The sequence below is a fragment of the Fodinibius sp. GM108 genome (genome assembly GCF_058386985.1).
The window spans coordinates 54,813-78,325 of the sequence record NZ_JBYEIR010000001.1; the positions used below are offsets into that span (position 1 = coordinate 54,813).

At 44.9% G+C, this 23,513-nt stretch carries 22 protein-coding genes; 7 read left to right on the plus strand and 15 right to left on the minus strand.

Going from position 1 to position 23,513, the window contains the following annotated elements; genetic code table 11:
* Nucleotides 1-13: 13 nt before the first annotated feature.
* The 5 genes from ACT3ID_RS00290 to ACT3ID_RS00310 all read right to left on the minus strand — a co-directional run bounded on the left by ACT3ID_RS00290 (nt 14) and on the right by ACT3ID_RS00310 (nt 2,175).
* Nucleotides 14-400 (minus strand): DUF302 domain-containing protein, encoded by a 387-nt coding sequence (locus ACT3ID_RS00290; RefSeq protein WP_491539976.1) that lies wholly within the window; start codon nt 398-400, stop codon nt 14-16.
* Between the two features lie 66 nt (nt 401-466).
* On the minus strand, nt 467-943 hold the full coding sequence (locus tag ACT3ID_RS00295) for an OsmC family protein (RefSeq protein WP_491540560.1): 477 nt from the start codon (nt 941-943) through the stop codon (nt 467-469).
* Nucleotides 900-1,223: a thioredoxin gene (gene trxA, locus ACT3ID_RS00300; protein WP_491539977.1), complete on the minus strand. Its 324-nt coding sequence runs from the start codon at nt 1,221-1,223 to the stop codon at nt 900-902. Before trxA ends, ACT3ID_RS00295 begins: the two co-directional genes overlap by 44 nt.
* A gap of 2 nt (nt 1,224-1,225) precedes the next feature.
* Nucleotides 1,226-1,489, minus strand: coding sequence for a hypothetical protein (locus ACT3ID_RS00305; protein ID WP_491539978.1), 264 nt, complete (start codon nt 1,487-1,489; stop codon nt 1,226-1,228).
* A 62-nt stretch (nt 1,490-1,551) separates the two neighbouring features.
* Complete coding sequence (locus tag ACT3ID_RS00310) at nt 1,552-2,175, minus strand: Crp/Fnr family transcriptional regulator (RefSeq protein WP_491539979.1); 624 nt, start codon at nt 2,173-2,175, stop codon at nt 1,552-1,554.
* A 146-nt stretch (nt 2,176-2,321) separates the two neighbouring features.
* Here ACT3ID_RS00310 and ACT3ID_RS00315 point away from each other — a divergent pair, with 146 nt between their 5' ends.
* The 7 genes from ACT3ID_RS00315 to ACT3ID_RS00345 are packed head-to-tail and all read left to right on the plus strand — an operon-like array spanning nt 2,322 to nt 10,550.
* On the plus strand, nt 2,322-2,996 hold the full coding sequence (locus tag ACT3ID_RS00315; protein WP_491539980.1) for a metalloregulator ArsR/SmtB family transcription factor: 675 nt from the start codon (nt 2,322-2,324) through the stop codon (nt 2,994-2,996).
* 21 nt (nt 2,997-3,017) lie between these two features.
* Nucleotides 3,018-4,172: an NAD(P)/FAD-dependent oxidoreductase gene (locus ACT3ID_RS00320; protein WP_491539981.1), complete on the plus strand. Its 1,155-nt coding sequence runs from the start codon at nt 3,018-3,020 to the stop codon at nt 4,170-4,172.
* 17 nt (nt 4,173-4,189) lie between these two features.
* Nucleotides 4,190-4,387 (plus strand): YgaP family membrane protein, encoded by a 198-nt coding sequence (locus tag ACT3ID_RS00325; protein WP_491539982.1) that lies wholly within the window; start codon nt 4,190-4,192, stop codon nt 4,385-4,387.
* Between the two features lie 57 nt (nt 4,388-4,444).
* Entirely contained in the window at nt 4,445-5,806 is a 1,362-nt protein-coding gene (locus tag ACT3ID_RS00330) for a TolC family protein (RefSeq protein ID WP_491539983.1), read from the plus strand.
* Between the two features lie 43 nt (nt 5,807-5,849).
* On the plus strand, nt 5,850-6,944 hold the full coding sequence (locus tag ACT3ID_RS00335) for an efflux RND transporter periplasmic adaptor subunit (RefSeq protein ID WP_491539984.1): 1,095 nt from the start codon (nt 5,850-5,852) through the stop codon (nt 6,942-6,944).
* 30 nt (nt 6,945-6,974) lie between these two features.
* The gene (locus ACT3ID_RS00340) at nt 6,975-10,205 is read left to right on the plus strand and encodes an efflux RND transporter permease subunit (protein ID WP_491539985.1); all 3,231 of its coding nucleotides are present in this window, start codon (nt 6,975-6,977) and stop codon (nt 10,203-10,205) included.
* A gap of 33 nt (nt 10,206-10,238) precedes the next feature.
* Nucleotides 10,239-10,550, plus strand: coding sequence for a hypothetical protein (locus ACT3ID_RS00345; protein ID WP_491539986.1), 312 nt, complete (start codon nt 10,239-10,241; stop codon nt 10,548-10,550).
* Between the two features lie 19 nt (nt 10,551-10,569).
* Here ACT3ID_RS00345 and ACT3ID_RS00350 read toward each other — a convergent pair whose 3' ends face one another.
* The 10 genes from ACT3ID_RS00350 to ACT3ID_RS00395 form a co-directional block, all read right to left on the minus strand.
* Nucleotides 10,570-11,955: a tyrosine phenol-lyase gene (locus ACT3ID_RS00350; RefSeq protein ID WP_491539987.1), complete on the minus strand. Its 1,386-nt coding sequence runs from the start codon at nt 11,953-11,955 to the stop codon at nt 10,570-10,572.
* 197 nt (nt 11,956-12,152) lie between these two features.
* Nucleotides 12,153-13,970 carry a hypothetical protein gene (locus ACT3ID_RS00355; RefSeq protein ID WP_491539988.1) on the minus strand — a complete coding sequence of 606 codons (1,818 nt, stop codon included), beginning with the start codon at nt 13,968-13,970 and terminating at the stop codon, nt 12,153-12,155.
* Nucleotides 13,971-14,061: 91 nt separating this feature from the next.
* Nucleotides 14,062-14,784: an iron-sulfur cluster repair di-iron protein gene (ric, locus tag ACT3ID_RS00360; RefSeq protein ID WP_491539989.1), complete on the minus strand. Its 723-nt coding sequence runs from the start codon at nt 14,782-14,784 to the stop codon at nt 14,062-14,064.
* 294 nt (nt 14,785-15,078) lie between these two features.
* Complete coding sequence (locus tag ACT3ID_RS00365) at nt 15,079-16,125, minus strand: COX15/CtaA family protein (RefSeq protein ID WP_491539990.1); 1,047 nt, start codon at nt 16,123-16,125, stop codon at nt 15,079-15,081.
* Nucleotide 16,126: 1 nt separating this feature from the next.
* Nucleotides 16,127-18,796, minus strand: coding sequence for a pyruvate, phosphate dikinase (gene ppdK, locus ACT3ID_RS00370; RefSeq protein WP_491539991.1), 2,670 nt, complete (start codon nt 18,794-18,796; stop codon nt 16,127-16,129).
* 11 nt (nt 18,797-18,807) lie between these two features.
* Entirely contained in the window at nt 18,808-20,184 is a 1,377-nt protein-coding gene (hemN, locus tag ACT3ID_RS00375) for an oxygen-independent coproporphyrinogen III oxidase (RefSeq protein WP_491539992.1), read from the minus strand.
* Between the two features lie 113 nt (nt 20,185-20,297).
* A complete protein-coding gene (locus ACT3ID_RS00380; protein WP_491539993.1) occupies nt 20,298-21,089 on the minus strand; it encodes an ABC transporter permease subunit in 792 nt (263 codons plus the stop codon).
* The gene (locus ACT3ID_RS00385; RefSeq protein WP_491539994.1) at nt 21,086-21,796 is read right to left on the minus strand and encodes an ABC transporter ATP-binding protein; all 711 of its coding nucleotides are present in this window, start codon (nt 21,794-21,796) and stop codon (nt 21,086-21,088) included. The genes ACT3ID_RS00380 and ACT3ID_RS00385 overlap by 4 nt, the downstream gene beginning before the upstream one ends.
* Complete coding sequence (gene nosD / locus ACT3ID_RS00390) at nt 21,793-23,040, minus strand: nitrous oxide reductase family maturation protein NosD (RefSeq protein ID WP_491539995.1); 1,248 nt, start codon at nt 23,038-23,040, stop codon at nt 21,793-21,795. The genes ACT3ID_RS00385 and nosD overlap by 4 nt, the downstream gene beginning before the upstream one ends.
* 22 nt (nt 23,041-23,062) lie before the next feature.
* A complete protein-coding gene (locus ACT3ID_RS00395; RefSeq protein ID WP_491539996.1) occupies nt 23,063-23,512 on the minus strand; it encodes a nitrous oxide reductase accessory protein NosL in 450 nt (149 codons plus the stop codon).
* Nucleotide 23,513: the final 1 nt, after the last annotated feature.

Genomic DNA, 23,513 nt, shown 5'->3' on the forward strand with positions numbered 1-23,513 from the left:
CTTTCTTTTCACATCACAGCGAGTTGATAACTTTCTTTAATAGTCTCTGTACATTTTCGGCGATACTGCCCAGATCATCATTTTCAATGGCCTGCATCGAAGCAACAGGATCAACGGCAGAGACCTCCACCTCACCATTTTCATGCTCTTGTACAATTACGTTGCACGGCAGCATCAGTCCGATATGCTCTTCAGCCTGCAGGGCCTTGTGAGCCAGCGGCGGATTGCAGGCACCCAATATTCGGTAGTTTCTGAAATCCTCATTCAACTTTTTCTTGAGGGTAGCTTTGATATCAATTTCTGTAAGAATCCCAAATCCTTCTTCTTTAAGAGCCGCAGTGACTTTTTCAATTGCTTCGTCGAAAGACAGATCTAATGTTTTACTAAAGTGATAAGACATAATATGGTAACTATATATTTAGAGTTTCAGTAATAGTTTAGCAGAAAATATACTAATTGAGCACTCCTACAAGACAGTGGGCTCAAAAGTGATTTCCGATTTAATTGATCGTAAAATAAGACAGTTTGATTCAGCTTTGTTCAAAACACGTTCTGCTTTATCTACAAATTTATCGTCTGTAATCAGGAGTTCCGGGTTCAATGTTATTTCACTCATGACAAACTTGCCATTATCATTTTTAGCCATTTTTCCGGTGGCTTTAACCTTAAGTGATTCGTAGGATAATTTGGAGTATTCGGCGATGGCTGTGAAGGTAGTCATCAAACAGCTGCTGACAGATGCAACAAACAGATGTTCAGGTGACCAGAGACCTTCAACACCGCCATCGAATTCCGGAGGTGTGGCAATTTTTATTTCTTCCGATATATCGGGCGATGAGAGATTACCTCTCCGTCCCTCTTTCCAGCTTAGATTTACGTCATAACAATATTCCTGGTTTTCATAAATTCTGCAATTTTTGATTGATGATTTGTTTGAGCTGATGTAGCTGCACTACCCCTGATTGACGCCAGAGTATTTGCCCTTGGTGGAATAGGATCAGCGTCGGCACTCCTCGCACCTGGTAGTTAATAGCAGCATTGGTATTCTTTTCGGTATCTATTTTAATGATGTTGAGTTTGTCGCCCATCTCTTTCTTCAGGTTTTTGAGGATGGGTGCCATCATCTTGCAGGGGCCACACCAATCGGCATAAAAATCCACCAGCACCGGAGTGTCACTGTTTATGATTTCAGAAAATGTCATCTGTTTTTTCGCAGTATTCATCGTCATGATTCTTTTATTTCAGTAAATTCTATCTCTTTTACATCAGATTGTGATTTATCGTTTTTCCTGTCCGGAGTAGTTCCACAAGCTCCGACAATACAGCCGCTGTTGGTATATGCCTGAAAGAGAAAAAAGGCACCCAAAGATCCTGATATCCAATCAGCAAATCGCATAGCTTGCACAATGAAAAACAATCCTGCTACCAATGCGATCCACCGCATTAAATGCCAGTTTTCAAATAACGTATTTTCCGTAATCGTATTCATCACTATTCTTTTTTGATTTTTCTGATGATACATCAGTTGTTAACCAGTGTCAGTGACAAATGTCACACAAGGGTAATTTTATTTCTGCCAAGCTCTACAAGTCCTTTCTTTTCCATCTTCTTTAACAGGCGGGATATAACCTCCCGGGCCGTTCCCAGCTCCTGGGCAAGCTGTTCGTGAGTGATAGATATGGTCTTGCTACCAGATAGTTCGGACCTTTTTTGCAAAAATTGAAGCAGTCGTTCATCCATATTTTTGAATGTTACAGCATCCACTACATCAAGTAACTCTTCAAAACGTTTATGATAAATCTGGAAAATATAGTTCAGCCACTCCGGATTTTTTCTGATGAGCTCATTAAAAGCATTTACCGGTATAAACAATACTTCACACTCTTCTTCGGCTACGGCTTTAACTTTACTGGTATCCTGATATAATCCTGCCAATACCGACATTACACAGGTTTCACCTGGACGCAGGTAGTACAATACCATCTCTTTTAGCTCATCATCAGTCTGCAAGACTTTTACACTTCCTTTTGTAATAACAGGTATTGATCGTACCGTTGTGTCTTCTGACAAGATCGTCTCACCAGTTTTAAAATTTTTGGTGATGCCTAACTCTTTCAGCTTACTCTTATCCTCTATCGGTGGCGAAAGATCAGCAAGACTATTGGGAAATTTCATCGTATTACTACCGGCTTTTTTAAGATTATCACTATAAATATATCACATTTAAACAACATTCAATAAAATTGTTGAATGTATATAAAAATAGCTGTATAATACCATTCAATAAAAACATTGAATGAAACAATTAGTCCAGACACTTTATGAATACGCGAGAATTCAAAACGTCCTTATACCAAGAGCTGTCGCAGGTTACCAAGGCACTGAGCAATGCACACAGACTTGAGATCCTGGATTTGCTGGCCCAGGGATCATTTCCGGTAGCGTATATTGCAGAACAGATAAATCTGCCTGTGGCTAATGCATCCCAACATCTGCAGGTATTGAAAAAATCGGGGCTCGTTACCACACAGCGGGAGGGAAAATACATGTATTATGAACTGGCCGGACAACATGTATTTGATACCTGGTGTGCTTTGCGAAAGCTTGGATTTGCACAAAACGAGGAAATAAGTAAGCTGCTGAACGATTATAGAAATCGCCGCAACAGTTTAAAAACCATCAGTAGTGATGAGCTCATAGAAAAGATGAACCGGCAGGAAATATATGTTATTGATGTGCGACCTGAAGAAGAGTATGAGGAGGGACATATCGAAGATGCCGTTTCATGTCCGCAGCAGGAATTGAGCGAGCGTATCAAAGATCTGCCGGATGACAGAGAAATTGTAGCATACTGCAGAGGGCCGTTATGCCTGATGGCTGATGAAGCAGTCAAGTATCTGCAAAAGAAAGGATTTAAAGCTGCCAGACTCGAAAACGGATATGCCGATTGGGTAGCCAGTGAAAAGCCTGTGAAAAATTCCGATACAACGAATTAACGAAAACCAAACTATAGAGCGATGAAACCGACAATATTAGTATTAGGTGGAGGAATAGGCGGAATCAGTGTGGCCAGAGAACTAAGCCGGGAAATCGGTAATGAAGATGGTATTGACCTGGCTAGGATACTGCTTTTTGAAAAAGAGGAAAAAAGTCTGTTTGCCCCATCACTTACATGGATGATGGTCGGCAAAAGAGAAGAAAAGCAGATTCAAGGTGATCTGTCCAACGTCGAACTCGGTGGTATAGAAGTTATCTACGGAGAGATAGAATCCATCGATCCGGACAAAAGAACAGTTATCTCCAATAACACAGAATATGAGGGAGATTACATGGTGATCTCTCTCGGCACTGACTTTACTGACATTCATAATCTCGACCGATATGGACACAATTTTTATACCGTAAGCGGAGCCTCTTCTTTTTATGAAGATTTAAAAGAGTTTGAGGGTGGAGAAATCACTGTTGTCGTCTCTTCACTACCACATAAATCACCGGTAGCTCCGTATGAAGCTGCCTTGCTTATCGATGATTTTATTCGTGAGAAAGAAATTCGTCATAAAACCGGAATTACCCTTTACACCCCGGAAGACAGACCGATGGATTTTGCCAGTAAAGAAATTTCTGACAAAGTGCGCCGATTGATGAAAGAGAAAGGCATTAATTACAGACCGAAGCATAAACTGACTTCTGCTGATTCCGATACTCTCACTTTTTCAACTACTGATAAAGGCACCGCTGAGGCAAAATCTGACCTGTTAGCCTTCACTCCCAAGCATTTGTGTCCGGATATAATAGAAGAGGCAGGACTGACCGGGGAGTCGGGATGGATTGAGGTAAATACGCAAACCTTGCAAACTGGGTATGATAATGTGTTCGCTATTGGTGATATCATCTCACTTCCGATTGGTGAGGGAAAAACCCTGCCTATGGCCGGCGTATTTGCACAATACCAGGCAGACACCGTTGCCCATAACATTGCCCGAATACTACGCGGTAAGAATCCTGATAAAACATTCGAAGCAGAAGGTTCCTATATACTGGATCAAGGAGATAAGGCCAGCAAAGTGGATGGCAGTTTTACTTCAAAAGATTTGAACATCAAAACTTCGAGTATGATCAGGCACTGGGAAAAAGTGATTAAAGAAACATCGTGGTTCCTGAAAAACTTTTAACTCAAAAGTAATTATCAATGAATCCTGTCAAACGAACAATGCGGCTTTTTGCCGGCTCAATGGTTACCGGCAGTCTGGCCCTGGCATATTTCATATCCCCTTATTGGCTGCTGCTAACACTGTTTGTCGGCCTTAATATGATGCAATCTGCTTTCACTAAATGGTGTTTTGCGGAAGAAATAATCAAGAAGTATAACCTGGGATTTAAAGAGTAGATTCTCATCCTCCCAGCACGAATATAAAATCCAAAAAGCTAAAAAGTAATTCCAAAAATGAATTCCAAACATTCATATGTACCAGAAGTATATCTTCTTCTGCTGATTTTATTGCTGCCATTTTACTCTATGGCACAGGATATTCCGTCGAAAGAGACACAACTTTCTCTTTCGTTACAGGAAGCCGTCGAACGTGCCCTGGAACAAAATTTCAGCATCGGTCTGGCTGAATATGACGTAGAGAAAATCCGAGCCCAGTACCGGCAGACAAACGCTGCACTTTTACCGCAGTTATCCATAGAAGAAACCGGTGTTTCTACGAATGATCCGCTGAATGTCTTCGGATTTAAGCTGAAACAAGAAGCGGTTACACAAGCCGACTTTAATCCTTCACGATTAAACAATCCTGACGCCTACGACAACTTTACTACCAAGTTTGAGGTTCGCCAGCCGATATTTAATTCGAATGCTCTTTTCGAGCGAAGCGCAGTCAAGAAGCAGTTGGAAGCAACCAAAGAGAAACTGAAAGGGTCGGAAGAATACACCCGATACCAGGTAAAGGATACTTACTATCAGTTCCTGTTGATGAAATATCAGCTTGAGGTTATCAACAGTTCACTTGAAACAGCTTTAGAAAATGAGCGACAGGCGAAGAATTTTTATGAGCAGGATATGATAAACAAAGCTGATTATCTGGCGGCCAATGTTCGCGTCCTGGAGCTTGAGAGTCAACAATCGAAAGTGGAAGATCAGCTGCAGACCGTTCAGGAGAACCTGCGATACATGCTGAATATAGATGAGGAGGTCACTATTGTAGCTACCGACAATCTGCAGTTGCGTCCGGGAATGAGTGATGAGGTGATTGACGTCGATAATCCTTCAAATGCGGAAGTCCGTGCAATGGAACACCGTGTTTCTGCAGCAAAACAGATGCTGAGAGCATCTAAATTCAATTTTGTGCCGAATATTAATCTTTTCGGTAGCTATGAATTAAACGATGAGGTCCCATTTGGCACGCAGGGCAATAGCTATATGATTGGTGCTACGCTGAAATGGAATCTGTTCAGTGGTTTCAGCAATGTCGGCAAAGTGATGGAGTCGAAAGCAGAACTGAAAAAGGCAAAGCTGGCATACGAGAGCAAGCGTTTTAAAAACAAGCTGGATATTCAACAGGCTCAACGGTCATTGGAACAGGCGCAAACACAGCTTCGATTTGCTGAATCCTCGGTAGAACAGGCCGCAGAGGATTATCGCATTCGCAATAACAGGTATGATCAGGGAATGGAAAAAACCACGGACCTGCTGCAGGCCGAGACTAAGTTGCAGCAAGCCAGATTTCAGCGCCTGAATGCGCTTTATCAATACAACCTGAGCCTGGCAACTTTGGAGTTGTTGCTGGAGCAGGAAATGCCTTACTAATCCGATTTATTAAGAACCGATTGTAACATAAACAAAAAGACCAATGAAAAAGAAGATGATGAAAATTTCAGGCAGCCTATTATCTGCTTTTGTAGTGCTTACGCTCATAGGAACAGCATGCAGTTCTACTGAAGAAACAGAGCCAAAGCAAACCCAACCGATCTCTGTAGTAACACAAACTGCAGATCTCGTGCAGGGGACCGTAACCCATCGCTTTTCGGGCTCAGTAACGAGTGATCGTACGGTAAATATGAGTACAAAAGTGATGGGCCGGATTATCCAGCTTGATGTTGAAGAAGGTGATTTCGTTGAGAAGGGAGACGTGCTGGTCCGCATTAAAGATGATAATCTACAGGCACAGAAAAGTCAGATAGAATCAAGTCTGGTTGAGGCCAAAGCGGCTCTGCAAAATGTAGAGACCAATTACAACCGCATGAAGAATCTGTATGAGCAGGAAAGTGCAACCAAGAAAGAGCTTGATGATATTTCAACCGAGTACGAAATGGCGAAAGCTAAAGTCCGAACCCTGGAGAGCAAATTGCAGGAAATCGAAGATATGCTCGATTACACTTTGCTGACGGCTCCTTTTGATGGCTATGTGGTTTCCAAAATGGCTTCTGAAGGTGACATCGCCTCTCCGGGACAACCTATTATCGTTTTTGAACAGGAAGATATGAAGAAGATCAAAATCTCGGTTCCGGAAAGTGAAATCTCGCTTTTTACTCTTAATGATACAGTTTCAGTGAATATTAAAGCAGCTGGTTATAACAACGGTAAAGGAGTGGTGGCTAATATTAATCAGTCCGGTAAACCCAGAAGCCGACAATTTTCAGTTGAAATAATGCTGCCCGAACTGGCGGAGCATTCTGGAGTAAAGTCGGGAATGTTTGCAGAAGTTGGACTTCGGACTGATAAAGATCGCGCCATCGTAGTGCCCCAATCTGCTATTGTAGAACGCGGACAGCTAACCGGTTTGTACACACTCAATGATAATTCTGAAGTGGTACTTCGATGGGTCCGTCTGGGTGATTCTGACGGTGATCAGGTTGAAGTGTTATCCGGATTAGCTGCTGGCGAAAGATTTGTAGCATCAGTTGATCAGCGGCTGCGGGAAGGTCAGAAAGTTAGCACACAGTAATAGTAAATATTTAGAGACTTAGAGAATATTATGAAGACTGGAATTGCAGGAAAAGTAGCGCAGGGTTTCATCGATTCAAAGCTTACGCCCTTGTTGATGATTGTATTCCTTGCGCTGGGATTTTACGGGACCTATTTAACCCCTCGTGAGGAGGAGCCCCAGATAGATGTGCCAATGGCCGATATTTTTGTTGGTTATCCTGGAGCAACGCCCGAAGAGGTTGAGAAGCGGATTGCCATCCCGCTGGAGAAAGTACTTTCGAATATTGAAGGTGTGGAGTATGTATACTCTACCTCCATGCCCGATCAGGCTATGGTATCAGCTCGATTTTATGTGGGCGAAGATGTAGAGCGCAGTTTAGTTCGGCTCTATAACGAGATCTTGAAAAATATGGATCGATTCCCCGATGGAGCGACACAGCCAATGGTGAAGACGCGCTCTATCGATGATGTTCCAATTATGACGTTGACGCTCTGGAGCGATGAGTACAGCGACTTCGAACTGCGGCGCGTAGCCGACGAGATGGCTCTTGATATAAAACAAATTGAGGATGTGGCACAGACTGATATCCATGGGGGAAGAACCCGACAAGTTTCGATAGCCCTCGACAAGAACAAGATGGCCTCGTACGGAATCGATCCGATGCAGGTGGTCGGACAAATACAGGGGGCCAACCAAGAGCTTTCATCGGGATCCTTCAGCAAAAACGACACCGAGTACCTGGTGGATACCGGCGACTTCTTTAAATCCGCAGAGGAGGTGCGTAATGTTGTCGTCGATGTTCAAAACGGCGATCCGATTTACCTGAAGAGTATTGCCGAGATTCATGACGGACCAGAGGAGCCCTCCGAGTATGTTTCCTATGGAATTGGCAATAAAAAAGCAAAGGAACCCGGTTTAAATGCAGGGGAATCGTACCCGGCGGTAACTATATCCGTGGCTAAGCGCTCCGGTGCTGATGCGATGAATATTGCTGAACAAATTGAGAAGAAGGTTGATCGGCTCCAGGGTACTCTGATTCCTGCTGATGTAAATGTAACGACTACACGGAACTATGGTGAAACGGCATCCGCCAAGGTATTCTCGCTCCTGGAGCACTTACTGGTGGCTATTTTGGCTGTAACTTTTGTGGTGGCACTGACACTGGGGTGGAGAGGTGGACTGGTTGTATTTCTCTCCGTGCCTGTGACTTTTGCACTCACACTCTTTTTGTATTACATGTTCGGCTACACGTTGAATCGTATTACACTGTTTGCCCTGGTCTTCGTGACGGGTATTGTGGTGGACGATTCGATTATTATTGCCGAGAATATGCACAGGCACTTCAAGATGAAGAAACTACCGCTCAAGCAGGCGGCTATTGCCTCCATCAGCGAGGTAGGGAACCCGACCATCCTGGCAACATTCACCGTAATTTCGGCGGTGCTGCCGATGGCGTTTGTATCGGGATTAATGGGCCCATATATGAGTCCTATGCCAATTGGCGCTTCCCTGGCTATGATTTTTTCTCTGATTGTAGCACTGATCATTACTCCGTGGCTGGCTTATATTTTACTGCCCCACGGTGCAGAGAAGGACGAAAACGGAGAAGAGAAAAAGTATGACCTTAAAGAGACGTTCATCTACAAATGGTATGAGCGTACGATGAATCCGCTGCTGGATAGCGTATTCAAACGCTGGATATTTATCGGGGGAGTAACAGTCCTTCTGCTGGCATCTACACTGCTATTTGCATTCCGGCTGGTAGAAGTAAAGATGCTCCCGTTTGATAACAAAAATGAAGTGCAGCTGATTATCGATATGCCGGAAGGTGCTACTTTGGAACGTACCAATGCGGTAGCCCGCGAAGTGGGGTTAAGTCTAAAGGATGTACCGGAGATAAAAGACTACCAGATTTATGCCGGGAATAATGCACCGATTAATTTCAACGGTCTTGTCCGTCATTACGATCTGCGCCAGGGACCGAATGTAGCTGATATCCAGCTAAATCTGATCGATAAAGGCGAACGAAGTGATCAAAGTCACGCTATTGCCAAACGATTGCGTCCTATCGTGCAAAAAGTGGGCGAAAAATATGATGCCAACATAAAAGTAGTTGAGGTACCGCCCGGACCGCCGATGCAATCTACGATTGTGGCCGAAGTGTATGGACCAGATACTGATGAGCGTGAGCGTGTAGGACAGGAAGTAAAAAACATTTTTGAGCAAACAGAAGGTATCGTCGATGTGGACTGGATGAAAGAAGCTCCACAGACCAAATATCAGCTCGATGTCAATACCGAAAAAGCAATGATGTCCGGCGTTTCATCAGAACAGGTAGTGCAGACCGTAACAATGGCACTGCATGGAAAAGATGTGTCGCGAATTTACAGTGATAAAGAATTGAACGATGTGCCTATTACGGTGAAACTGCCGAAGGCTGCTCGCTCTGATATTGACAAGCTCAAGCAGCTATATATGAAGTCGGCATCCGGTGCGATGATTCCTGTGTCCGATCTGGTTACGGTTTCAGAAGAGACGCTGGAATCAAGCATCCACCGTAAGAATCAGCGCAGAGTAACATATGTGCTGGCCGAGGTGGCCGGTGAGATTGAAAGTCCCGTTTATGCCCTGCTGGATACCGGTGATGAGGTAGATGCCATCGATATGCCCGAAGGCTATAACCTGGCCCAGATCTTTGCCGGTCAGCCATTCATGACCAATGATTATACCTTGAAATGGGATGGTGAATGGCAGATCACCTACGAGGTTTTTCGTGATCTTGGTATTGCCTTTGCCGTGGTTCTGGTAATCATCTACATGCTGATTATCGGCTGGTTCCAGGATTTCAAAGTGCCCATTATAATGATGATTGCCATCCCGCTTTCATTGATCGGCATTATCGTGGGTCACTGGATACTAGGCGCTTTCTTTACGGCTACATCAATGATCGGAATGATTGCACTGGCCGGCATCATGGTCCGTAACTCGGTCTTACTAATCGACTTTATCAACATACGTCTTGATGACGGGGAATCCCTTAAACAGGCTGTTATCGAAGCCGGGGCGGTGCGAAGCATGCCCATTCTATTGACGGCCGGTACGGTTGTAATCGGCGCGGTGGTTATCCTGTTTGATCCGATATTCCAGGGGCTGGCTATATCGCTGATGGGCGGTGCGGTGGCTTCCACAGCACTAACCCTGGTCATGATACCGCTGATCTACTTTATGGTGGAAAATAAGATAAAGGAAATCGGAACGAACAAACTTTCAGAAGCATAAATCAACTACCTGAAAAATCTAAATCACAGAAATATGAAACTATTAATCATTCTCAGTATCGAGGAATTCACCGATGATGTCCGCAAAATATTATCGCGGCAGAACGTGCCGATTTACAGCGAAACAAATATCCACGGATTTAGAACAGAGAATCATCAGCCGGATATTGCCAACTGGTTTGCCGGTGGAGATCACGGAGTTTATTCTACACTATTTTTTGCCATACAGGATGGAGAATGCGTAAAGCGAGTGCTTCATGAAATCAGAGTTTATAACCAGGAATCGGATGCCGGCAAGCAAAATCCAATTCACGCATATTCACTTAATGTCGAAGAGTCGGCATAATTAGCAATAGCAGTATGGCCTACAGCTTCTTAAATCGCGATTGGAAGAATCGCAGGTATTCGGGCTCGTAATCAAACGCGAGTCCCGTGATATCCTCCCGTTGGTGGTATACAGCCTCTACGGATTCAGCGACGACATCCATATGAGCCTGCGTATAAACGCGGCGTGGAATAGTGAGCCGTACCAGCTCCAGTTCGGGATAATTGTGATCGCCCGTCTCGGGATCTCGTCCGGCAGAAACCACGCCGCGCTCCATGCTTCGGATACCGGCATCGAGGTACAATTCGGCAGCCAGCGTCTGGGCGGGCAGCTCATCCTGACTCAAATGCGGAAGAATCTTCTTGGCGTTCAAAAAAACTCCGTGACTGCCAATCGGACGTACCACCGGCACCCCCATATCGATCAGTTTCTCACCCAGATACTGCACTTGTCCAACGCGGGCGCGGATATGATCTTCATCCACAGATTCGGTAATACCGATCGACAGCGCCTCCATATCACGTCCGGCCATGCCTCCGTAAGTATGCAGTCCTTCATAAACGACCACCATATTCTGGGCCTTGCGGAAAAGCTCCTCATTGTTGAGCGCTAAAAATCCGCCGATATTCACCAGTGCATCTTTTTTGGCACTCATCGTTGCTCCGTCGGTGAGCGAGCAAATTTCTTGGACGATCTCCTTGATCGGGGTATCCTCGTAATCCTCCTCGCGCTGCTTGATAAAATAGGCGTTCTCTGCCACCCGTGTCATATCGTGGATGATGGGAATACCATATTCATTGGTCAGCTCCCGAACCTTTTTAAGATTTGCCAGCGAGATCGGTTGCCCGCCGGCCATATTCACAGAAGTGGCAATAGAGACATAGGGAATTTTATCAGCGCCTTTTTCTTTGATTAAATCCTCCAACTTGTTGAGATCCACATTGGCTTTAAACGGATGCTCATTTTCCGGGTCGTGTGCCTCGTCAATGATCACATCCACGAAAGTGCCGCCGGCCAGTTCCTGGTGTAGCTTGGTAGTCGTGAAATACATGTTGCCCGGCACAAAATTGCCCTCATTAATCATCAGCTGCGAAATCATATGCTCGGCCCCGCGTCCCTGATGCGTAGGCACTACATGATCGTATCCGTAATACTTTTGAACCGCTTCTTCCAAATGGTAAAAGTTATCGCTGCCGGCGTAGGCCTCATCACCCATCATCATACCCGCCCACTGGCGATCACTCATTGCTGATGTCCCGCTGTCGGTCAGCAGATCGATATAGACATCGCGTGATCGCAATAGAAAAGTATTATATCCGGCTTCTTTAATCGCTTTTTCGCGCTCTTCACGTGTAGTCATTTTTACGGGCTCTACCATCTTTATTTTATATGGTTCAGCCCATGATCTTTTATTATTCTCTGCCATAAATAACCCTTTTTTCTTTTGGTGATTTTCCAAAACTACTTATTTCATGCTGAAGCCTGTCCTGAACTTAATTCAGGATCTCTTCAGCATCTGTAAGCAATTGTTCTTTAAAAGCTATTAACGAATTTTTTGCAACAGAGCCTGAACTGAATTCAGGGTGACACTTCGGTTTTGCAAAAGTCCTAATTAACTTTGGTTTACGCTTCAACAGAAATGCGTTCTTTAAAACGATCCAGTATCGTCTGCAAACGCTCTCTTTGTTGTTCTACAGTAAACGAAATTGATGGCAGATTTTCATCCTGATAAGGATCAGATTTTGCTATTTCTAAACAGTATTCCATCCCCTTCTCAAGATTCTTTTGAATTTTCTGCAGCTTTTTGAGACCTGATTTTCCTTCCTCTTGTTCAGCCAGTTCTTCAACGTAATCCACATACAGCGTAATCTCTTTGGCAAACATATGGGGACGCTCTTCTGAAGCAATCGATTCAATCCGACCGTATATGTGATCCACCATCTCCCAAAGCGTATATTCACCGTCATAATAGGCAATATTCGGACCCGGGCAGATTGCCTGCGGGGCGCGATGCTCGGCCAGAATTCCCAGATCAATAAGCGCACCATTACCTAAGTGATCACACAGACAGGCTTTGTTAAGAACCTCTTTGCGTTTCTGCTCTTTTTCTTCGGGATTCATTTCACTTTCTGTAATCTGATCAAGCTTCAGCAGCTGATACTGTGTGGAAGCTGTGCAAATAGGCTGCTCAGTAAACTCAGTGTTGGATTTTAAAAATCCTTTGGGACACGGTGAGCCGGGCTTGCCTTTTTCTATTCGCTCCTCGTGATATTTTTCGGAGCCGGTATCCCGCACGTTGTTGAAAGGAACTCCCAACGGGGATACACTACTAAGATACAGCTCTTTTTCTCCGGCATTTTCCAAAAGCTGACGTGTGGGTTTGTCAACTGTTGTTGCTTCTGGGACCAGTAAAAAGGGACTGCCCCAGCCGGTGGAATCCATCTCGAAATCATTGAGCAGGCGCTCGGCTTCTCCGCTTACGCCGATACCACCTTGTACCGTTAGACGTGGTTCGGTAATCTCCCATTTATCGGAAAATCCGTCAGCATTCTTATCGTAGTATTTCTCAATCAGCGGCTGAACGGCTTTGGTGAGTTGATCCCGCTTTTCCCGGAATTCGCGAAGCAGACTCGGCATCAGGTGTCCATCGGACGGAAAAGCATGACCGCCACAATTGAGTCCCGACTCGATTCGGTATTCAAAAACTTCCAATCCTTTCTTTGCCAGATACTTACCCTGGATAAGTGCCGATCGAAAATCGCTTACTTTGAGGATGATCTTCTTTTTGATTTCTCCTTTGGCATCGCGGTAAAAATCCTTGAACTCCGTCATGTAATTGTAGAGCCGCGGATTAAATCCCGCCGATAAAATAAGGCTGGACGAAAGCTTGCTTTTGGCATATCCGCGAAGGGCTGCACTGGCATCGCTGAACTCTTGGCTCATAGGAACGCCGTCACCCGTATAGTTCAGCTTATCCACCTTGGCCATGATATTAACGTCAATGGAGCCCGGTTTCATCAATCGCGCAAGTTCGTACGACAGCCGATCACGCAGGCTGCCCTTATCGGTGCTCATTAGCTGGTTGTACTTCTCCTTGAGTGAGCTTCCGTCTGGGAGCATTTCAAAATACTTGGCTTTGTCGTTCTTTTCGAAGAACGGCTGATTTTTTAAGGCTGTGAATTTCTTCTCTACAATCTCCTGCACGGTATCCAGATATGCCGTAATTCGCCGGGCCCGCCCGTCCTTGGCGTTACGGGCAATGTTGTTGTATTCAAAATTGTACTTCCTGCAATAATGTTTGCGGATTCGCTCCACAAGCAGGTCATCAACAATGGAAATGACAGAGTCAATACCATAGGGACCGACACGGATGGGCGAATCGATGGAGTGACCGGTTCCCATGACGGGGATGGAAAATTTGTGGGGAGAGTGGGATGACATAATGAGTGTAGTGTTTAAAGAATAGTTCATGCTTCAGTAAATACGCAATATGTATAAGTAGTGTGTATAGCGTATTCTACTGAGTCTATTTCTAATTCAGTTGCTTTTCGAGTTCAAGTGCTTTTGGAAACAGGATGTTATTTTCCAGGTGAATATGCTTGTGCAGGTCTTTTTCAAAAGCTTCCAGGTTTTTGAACAGCACCCGGTACGTCGTGCAGGCATCTTCCGGCGGAGTAAAGTCATTGCTGAGTTCACGGATACTCTTCATTTTTGTACCTGCCTCATCATGCTCGTCCTCCATCATTGCGATAGGATTAGCTGCCATACCGAATTCAGGATTTTTGGGTTTAGTTCCTTGTGCTTGGGCTTCAACTAGTTCCTTTATGTAAGGGAACAAAATTTCTTCTTCCTTATCGAGATGATTGAATATTTCGCTGTGAAGCATTGTGAACTGATAATAGATCTCTTTCAGCTCTTCGCGTCTGTCGCCGTGGACTTTAGCCACTTTTTTGGCATAAACTCCAATTTCCGGCAGCTTATTACGAGTGAATTTGTGATGGTTGTTTACGATATAGTCCACAAGAAAATCCAACGACCACTCATTGTAGTTCTGGTTTTCTGCTGTGTTACTTTTGTCAATATCTTGCAGTGCCTGACGTACCAACTGTGGATCCACACCTTTTTTTTCACAAGCTTCTTCGATGGTTTTGTTTCCACCGCAGCAGAAATCTAGTCCATAATTGCGAAATACTTGTGCCGTGCGATAATCTTCGGCTACCAATTGTCCAACCGTTCGTTCTTCTAAAGTTTCCATAACCTTTGTGTATTAAGTTTAAACGAGTATTTCTTATTTAAGAGTATTTTGTCTTAAAATAGGAGTATTTTTTTGCAGTTGCTAATATTTTTTCAATGTGTTTTACGCCCGCAGATTCCGCTAATTACGCAGATCTTTTGCTCTATTTCTTATCTGATACAAAAGAAGGATAATTTTATACTGCTGCAATTTTCAGAAAGGCTATTACCATTCGGATCAATAAAAACAATCTGCGCGTTCTGCGAGATCTGCGGGAAGTTAATTGGTTGGTTTTATGCCCGCAATTCCGCTAATTTACGCAGATTCTATTTGCTCTATTCGGTGATGGTAAAATATCCAGCCGATCCAGAAGAAAACGGCTCCGGTTTGATGAGCTACACCTAAACTAACCGGTACGTGAAATAGCAGAGTTAAAATCCCCAGAACATATTGAAAAGCTATCAGGATCAGCAAGATATAAGCCCGTCTCATAATTGTTTTATCGGCGCCGGTTTTGCGGGTTTTCATCCATAAAACAATGACCAGTATAGCCAGAAGGGTACCCAAAATTCGATGTACCCACTGCACTGTACCAGGATTTTCTATCAGATTTATCAGCGCCGGCTGCATGGTCCAGGCATTCTGTGGGAGCCAGCTGTTATTCATCAGCGGAAAGGTGTTGTAGATGAAGCCTGCATCGAGACCCGCGGTAAAAGCACCCCAGATTAGTTGAAGAAAGAATACGACAGCAATGGCCAGCGACCATTGCGATAATGTGGTTTTGGACGGAACCGGGTGGTTTGATTTGCTTTTGTAGAGATCGAGGGCATACCAAACACAGAACGAAAGCAGGATGACGGCCAGTAACAGATGAAGGGCCAGGCGGTAATGACTGACGTAAGGCACATCCACCAGTCCGCTTTTCACCATGATCCAGCCCATAGCCCCCTGGGCCGCTCCCAATCCAAAAAGGATGGTGGCTCGCTTAAGCAGTTTTGTTGTGAAGTAACCGCGAATCAAAAACCACAAAAAAGGAATGATGAATACCAAGCCGGTAACTCTACCCAGCAGACGGTGCAGATATTCCCAGAAGAAGATTGCTTTGAAAGCTCCTAGCGACATGCCGGTGTTCAGTTGCTGGTATTCGGGGAATTGCTTGTACTGATTAAACGCCTCTTGCCACGCCGACTCACTAAGCGGGGGAATAGCGCCCATGATCAAATTCCAGTCGGTCATGGATAGCCCGGATCCGGTTAGTCGTGTAATCCCGCCAACCATCACCATCAAAATAATTAACCCGGCCCCGGTCCAGAACCATCGCCGGATATATTTTCGGGCTTGTTCTCCGAGAGACTGGCTCATTTTATTTTGCAATCAATTCAGCTTCTTTTGTTTCAGATGAGCCAAGCCTTGCCTGGGCAGCTGCCAAGCGTGCCACGGGTACCCGATAGGGAGAGCAGGAAACATAGTTGAGCCCCAGGTTGTAGCAAAAACGAACGCTGGTGGGATCACCACCGTGCTCACCGCAGATCCCGATTTTAAGATCTTTATTTGTGGATCGACCTTTTTCAGTCGCCAGTTTTACTAACGCTCCGACACCTTCTTCATCCAGAATCTGGAAGGGATCATCTTTCAGGATTCCCTCATTCAGATAAGTTTCGAGAAACTTGCCGGCATCATCGCGGCTGTATCCGTAGGTCATCTGCGTAAGATCGTTGGTTCCGAAGGAGAAAAACTCGGCCTCCTCAGCAATTTTATCCGCAACGATAGCCGCGCGCGGAATTTCGATCATCGTACCTACTTTATATTCCACCGATTCGTCCTGCTCCTCGAATACTCTGGCTGCCGTTCGGTCTACCACCTCATGCTGATGGATAAATTCCTCTGATGTGCCTACCAGTGGAATCATTATTTCGGGAAGCACTTCTTTCCCCTCTTTCTTGAGATGAACAGCAGCTTCCAGAATAGCGCGGGACTGCATCTCTGTAATTTCGGGATAAGTGATGCCCAGACGACAACCCCGGTGCCCAAGCATTGGATTGAATTCCGTTAACAAGCGAATTTTTCGCTTTAGCTCTCTATCGGATATACCAAAATCTTCGGCTAAGGCTTTAATTTCTTCATCTTCTTCCGGTAGAAACTCATGCAGTGGAGGATCCAGCAGACGAACGGTCACCGGTCTTCCTTCCATAACTTTAAATATTTCTATGAAATCCTGTTTTTGGTAGGGAAGCAATTTTTCCAGCGCTTTGCGGCGTTCTGCTTCACTTTCGGAGAGGATCATTTGCCGCATTGCTTTAATACGCTGATCTCCGAAAAACATATGCTCAGTGCGGGCAAGTCCTATTCCCTGTGCACCAAATTCCAATGCCTTGCCGGCATCGTCAGGTGTGTCGGCATTGGTCCGTACTTTCATATCGCGCAACTCGTCAACCCAGCTCATGAATGTGTGATAATTTTCTCCAAAAGATGGGTCCTCAACTGGTTTCTTTCCTTTTATGACAATACCCTTGGTCCCGTCTATAGAGATCCAGTCACCGGCTTTGATCGTTAAATTACCCTTTGTAAAAGATTGAGATTCATAGTTAATATTGATGTTATCGCAACCGGCCACACAAGGTTTGCCCCAACCTCGTGCTACTACAGCGGCATGACTTGTCATTCCCCCGCGCGAAGTGAGAATGCCTTCGGCTGCGGACATGCCCCCGACGTCTTCGGGACTTGTTTCTATCCGAACCAGGATAACAGGTTCACCTTCTTTGTGTTTTCTCTCGGCTTCGTCAGAATTAAAAACCACTTTTCCTACGGCTGCCCCCGGTGAAGCGGGAAGCCCATCGCCAATGATATCATCATCTTTGATTGCTTCCTGCTTGAGCTGTGGATGCAGTAGTTGATCGAGATGTCGGGGTTCCACCAGATTAAGTACAGCTCCCTCTTTGTCTATCAACCCTTCGTCAACCATATCAACGGCAATATTCACTGCTGCCGCACCTGTTCGTTTGCCGTCGCGGGTCTGCAGTATATACAGCTTGCCCTGCTGAATGGTAAATTCGATATCCTGCATATCCTGGTAATGCCGCTCCAGCTTCTGTGTAACTTCCTGAAGCTCATCATAGCTATCGGGCATATCCTCCTTGAGTTCATCGATATTACGTGGTGTACGAATGCCGGCTACTACATCTTCGCCCTGAGCGTTGATCAAAAATTCCCCGTATAATTTTTTACTGCCATCAGCGGGATTACGGGTAAAACAGACACCCGTGGCACAGTCATCACCCATATTGCCATACACCATCGCCTGCACGTTGACCGCCGTACCCAACAGTCCCGTAATTCTGTTGATTTTTCGATAGGTTTTGGCCCTTGGTGTATTCCAGGAGCCGAATACCGCGTTTATCGCCAAATGAAGCTGCTCATTTGGATCCTGAGGAAACCTCATTCCCGTATTTTCGCGATAGACATCTTTATATTGTTCTACAAGATCTTTCAGGTGATCAATACCGAGCTCGGTATCAAGTACTACTCCCTGGTCATCTTTTTCCTGTTGAAGAGCGTTTTCAAAGCTTTCCCGGTCGATACCCATAACCACATTGCCAAACATGTCGATAAAGCGGCGGTAGCAGTCGTAGGCGAAACGCTCATTGTTCGTTTTTTCGGCTAATCCTTTAACAGATAGATCATTGAGCCCAAGGTCCAGCACCGTATCCATCATGCCAGGCATGGAGATTGCGGCTCCCGAACGAACCGACACCAAGAGCGGATCACTAGAATCGCCAAATTCCAGGTCCATCAATTCTTCCAGGTATCCAATACTTTCCTGCAGTTGTTCTTCCAGTCCCTCAGGCCATTCCTGATCGTGTTTATTATAATACTCGCATACTTCCGCCGAAAGGGTAAAGCCGGGAGGAATTGGAAGTCCGATTGAACTCATCTCTGCCAGGTTGGCTCCTTTGCCGCCCAGCAGGTTTTTCATTGATTTATCACCTTCTGCTGTACCATCGCCGAACGTGTAGATATACTTTTTTTCACTCATAACAACCTCCTTTACACAGTTTTTGAAAACGAACGGTCAACTTTTGATTCATGGAGATACCGGTCAAAGCACATTGCAATGTTTCGCAAGAAAAGGCGGCCTTGTTCAGTAATATTGATTTCATTGTGGGCTATCTCTACCAGGTTATCGGTAACAAGTCCAGATAACCGATCCAGACTCTCACTAAAGTAATCCTCAAAGACTATGCCCCATTTTTCCTCCATTTCAGAGAACGAAAGGCCCATTTTGCACATTATTTGCATAATTACATCTTTTCTTATCTTATCATCCTTGCAAAGTTGCAATGTTTTGGCCACCGGTAGTCTACCTTTATCTAACCAAGAATAGTATTCATTCAGTTCTTTGGTATTCTGCCAATAATATTTTCCGACATTTGAGATGCCGGACATGCCGAAAGCATACAGGTCGGCACCGGAATGAGTGCTGTATCCCTGGAAATTTCGCTGTAATGTTCCGTTTTCCATCGCTTTCGTAAGCTCTTCATCTTCCCTTGAAAAGTGATCCATCCCGATAAAGCGATACCTGTTTGCAGTCAGATATTCAATCGACTGCTGCAGCATGGCCAATTTTTCATCGGTGGAAGGCATATCCTCTTCGTTGAGCAATTTTTGTGCTGGCATGATGCTGGGGATATGTGCGTAGCTGTAAACGGCCAGCCGGTCGGGCTGCAGTGATAGTATGTCATCCATTGTCCGCCGAAAAGTTTGCAGGTTTTGCAGCGGAAGCCCGTAAATGAGATCAAAGTTGATGGAATCAATACCTACTTCACGGAGCCATTCAGTAACATTCTTAGTTAATTCAAAGGGCTGAATGCGATGAACTGCTTCCTGGACCTCTTTGTTAGTATCCTGCACGCCCAGCGAGGCGCGGTTGCATCCGATATCGGCCAGCGTTTGGATATGCTTTTTCGTGCAGCGACGCGGGTCGATTTCAACTCCGAACTCTGTTTCATCGGTTACGTTAAACCGGTTGTGGATGGCAGATCCCAGTCGCTCTAACTGTTTTGCTTTCAGGAAAGTAGGTGTACCACCGCCAAAATGAATCTGCACTACTGTTGATTCGGGGTGCAGCATATCGGCAATCTGATCCATCTCTTTTTCGAGGTAATCCAGGTAAGCATCGCCGCGATCCTGATCTTTGGTGATCACTTTTGTGCACCCGCAGTACCAGCAGAGTGAAAAGCAAAAGGGGATGTGGAAATAAAGTGAGATGGGACGAGCCTCACTGTTTCTTTCCATCAGATACTTCAATAATGCATCCCCTTTCCTCTCCGTGATTTTCTGAAACTGAACGGCAGTGGGATACGAGGTATACCGCGGCCCCTGCACGTTATATTTTTTAATAAGATCGAGACTGACGCTTTCCATAACTTTAGCTTCTTAATAGAATGCGGATTTTGCAGATGCTACAGATGATCGCAGGTGATAATTATTATCTGTGGCCATCAGCTTAACCCATGTTATCCGTGTTCTATTCATCTTTAAAAATCTTTCTTTTCAAATTGTCTACTGCTTCGCCAGAGCGGGATCCCCAGCCAGAGCAGCAGGCAGCTTGCAGCTACCGAAATACCCATGACAGTTCCAAAAAAGCGGTTAAACACCGCACCGGTATATCCCATCAACGCAGAGATATCAAATTCCAGCAGTACGGTAATGCGTGCCAGATCAATAGGATTGATCAGCGCCATCGTCAGCATCGGTTTTTCAATGGGGTAATTCCCAAAAGCAAAAACAGCAAGCAGTACCAGGCCGTCGTAGATCACGGCCAGAAAGAGCCAGCTTACCAAGGCAAAACCGAGCCCCTTTATTTTATCTTCAAAAAATTTGAGGGCAAACCAGAAGCCAAGACCGGTAAATAACAGGGTTAGCACTATCCCGAGTGTTACCAGAAGTAAAATAGAGCCAAGGTTTTCAGTAAGAATCATGCCGGTATATATAAAAGGTATTCCTACTCCGGCGGTAAAGGCCAGTGCCAGCGGAAAAGCAAGTCCACCGAACAACCCCCAGAACAGCGTTTTACGATCGATCGGCTGGGCCAGCAGCAGCTCGGTAAATTCACGCGATTGATATAAATACAGAGCGCCGTAAATCATCCCAACGAGGGGGATAAGCAGCAACATTATATTTGAGATGCTGAGCATAGCTTTTGGGCCGGCACTGCCGAATCGAATCATGGCATCGGCAATAAGTAGGTAGATCAAGCCGTACCCGATAATCCACTTTCCACGAATCAGATCTTTCCATTGGTACTTTAAAATCGTTAATGCTTTCATACTGTTTCCTCCTCCATCATTTTGGCCACGGCACCTTCGAGCCGCTGTTCTTTTTGAATTTCAATAAGTTCTTGCGTAGGACCGTGATACCTGATTTTGCCTCCGACAATAAAGACGATATAGTCGGTCATCTCTTCAATTTCACTCATGATATGCGTAGTGAGCAATATGGTTTTACCACGGTCTTTTTGTTGATGAACAAGTTTCTTGAAACGAACGCTGGCGCTGGGATCAAGTCCGGCAGTTGGCTCGTCAAAGATCAGAATCTCCGGGTCGAACATCATCGCCAAAATCGCTCCCACTTTTTGACGCATACCACCCGAAAGAGCTCGCATTTTTTTGTTGATCTCATCATCTAATCCAAAATGCGAAAGCAGCTCTTTGTCACGACTTATATCGTTGCCGCGGATTTTTTTGATAAATGAAAACAGCTCTCCGATCGTCATATTTTCGGGATAACGCGCTGTCTGGGGCATATAACCAATTTTTTGGCGATAATTCGATTGCCCTTCCACGGATTCGCCATCAACATAAATTTTGCCGGAAGTTGGTTTTACCAGTCCCAGCAATGCTTTAATCGTAGTCGTTTTTCCTGAGCCGTTTGGTCCCACGATGCCGGTCGCTTGTCCGGCAGGGATCTCCAGGTCCAGGTTGTCAAGCACGGTGCGGGGACCAAAATCTTTTCTCAATCCTTTAATTGTAATCATGATATTCTGGTCATTTGCGGTTTTGAATCGATGAGCGTTTCGGGCGTCAGCGCCGGCATAAATTTTTCGGCGGCATCGAGAATGTCGATCAGCAGGCTGCGCAAAAGCAGCAGTGATTCAGGTTGTTTTTCGACTAAGATCGAAAACAACCGCACCGGACGATGGGGCACATCGCCCACGCCGTCTCTGTCCAGATCGTATCCTTCGTATTGACTCCAGTAGTTCTTATCAAAGTTATTGTTGTAGTTCATTCTACTGTTTGTTGACACCTCAAAAGAGTTAGCAATGAAATTGTTGTGGGTAAATTTATTATCAGTCGAGTTCGCCTGCAGTTTAACAGCCCATCCATTTTGATGAAATGTGTTGTTTAAAAACTCGTTTCTGCTGGTAGCTTCGATATACAAACCCACGGAATTATTATTGAACTCATTGCCTACAATACGGCTTCTGTTGATTTCTTTGAGTAGCATTCCGTAGGCACTTGATCCCCAGTTGTCTTCAAACCGATTATTGATAATTTCCACATTTGAGGTATACATCACAGCCACGCCGCCGCCATTATCTCGAAAGATATTTTGCTCATAACGGCAGTTATCGGAATACATGAAATGAATGCCGTATCGAATATTTTCTTCGCTCACGTTTCCGGAAATGTTGGCACCATCCACAAACTCGAAATAGAGCCCGTCGCGGTGACCGCTCACATAATTATCCTGTATTTTGGAATCCTTGCTATACCAGAGATGAATGCCATTTCCCGATTGTGTTTCGCGCAGGCCTGATGCGGTAATATGGTTGTTCTTTAGTAGCGTATTTGAAGCCTTAGCAAGATAAATTCCGAAAAAATTATCCGTAAGCGTTACGTTTTCAATAACGGTGTTGTCTGTTTCTTCGATCAGTATACCGGCATAATCTTCCATAAAACTTTTCTTGGCATGCTTCACTTCAATATTTTTAACCGTTACATCATCTGCGTTAATAATAAGAACAAATCCCTGGTGATCTCCATCAATCACCACTTTCCCTTCTCCAATAATTGTCAGTGGTTTATCTATGGTGATATCGTGCTCGGTATAAAGACCCTCATTAATTAGCAGGGTATCATAGGCGGCAGCCTTGTCAATACCCTTTTGCAAAGAAGTAATCTCACCCTCGGCAGATACGGTAACCTGCTGTGCCCAAGCCCCTTGCGTAATTAAGACAAGCAAAAAAGAGAGAGCTGTTATTTTGAATTTTGATATCATGATCCTCAAACCTTCTCAGTTATTATTTCTTCAGTTCCAGTACATCATCCCACTGCAAGATTTCGCCAGGTTTTTCGGCTATGTGTTTTTTGGCTTCTTGGTTGGATGAAAATGCCAGCAGCGATTCGCCCATCGGACTTTGCACAACTTCGCTTTTTACAAATTGTGCTTCGCGGGCATTGAGCCAGCTGCCGGGCCTATCATAATCACTGACATACAAAACTGCTTTTTTAAGCTCTGTACTATTGTCATTATAGTAGGCGGCCAAACATTCAATAGCATCGAATTTATACGCTTTGCCTGTGGTGGTAACCAGCTGTGCGGCGAATTGATTATCCATAATCATCATTTTGCAGTGGACACATTCGTCACTTCCATAATGAATTTCAGCCGGTTCCTGGCTGCATGCTGCAGTTATAAGCATCAGCCCTGCTACTGCTAAAACTGATAGTACGTTTTTATAAGACTTCATT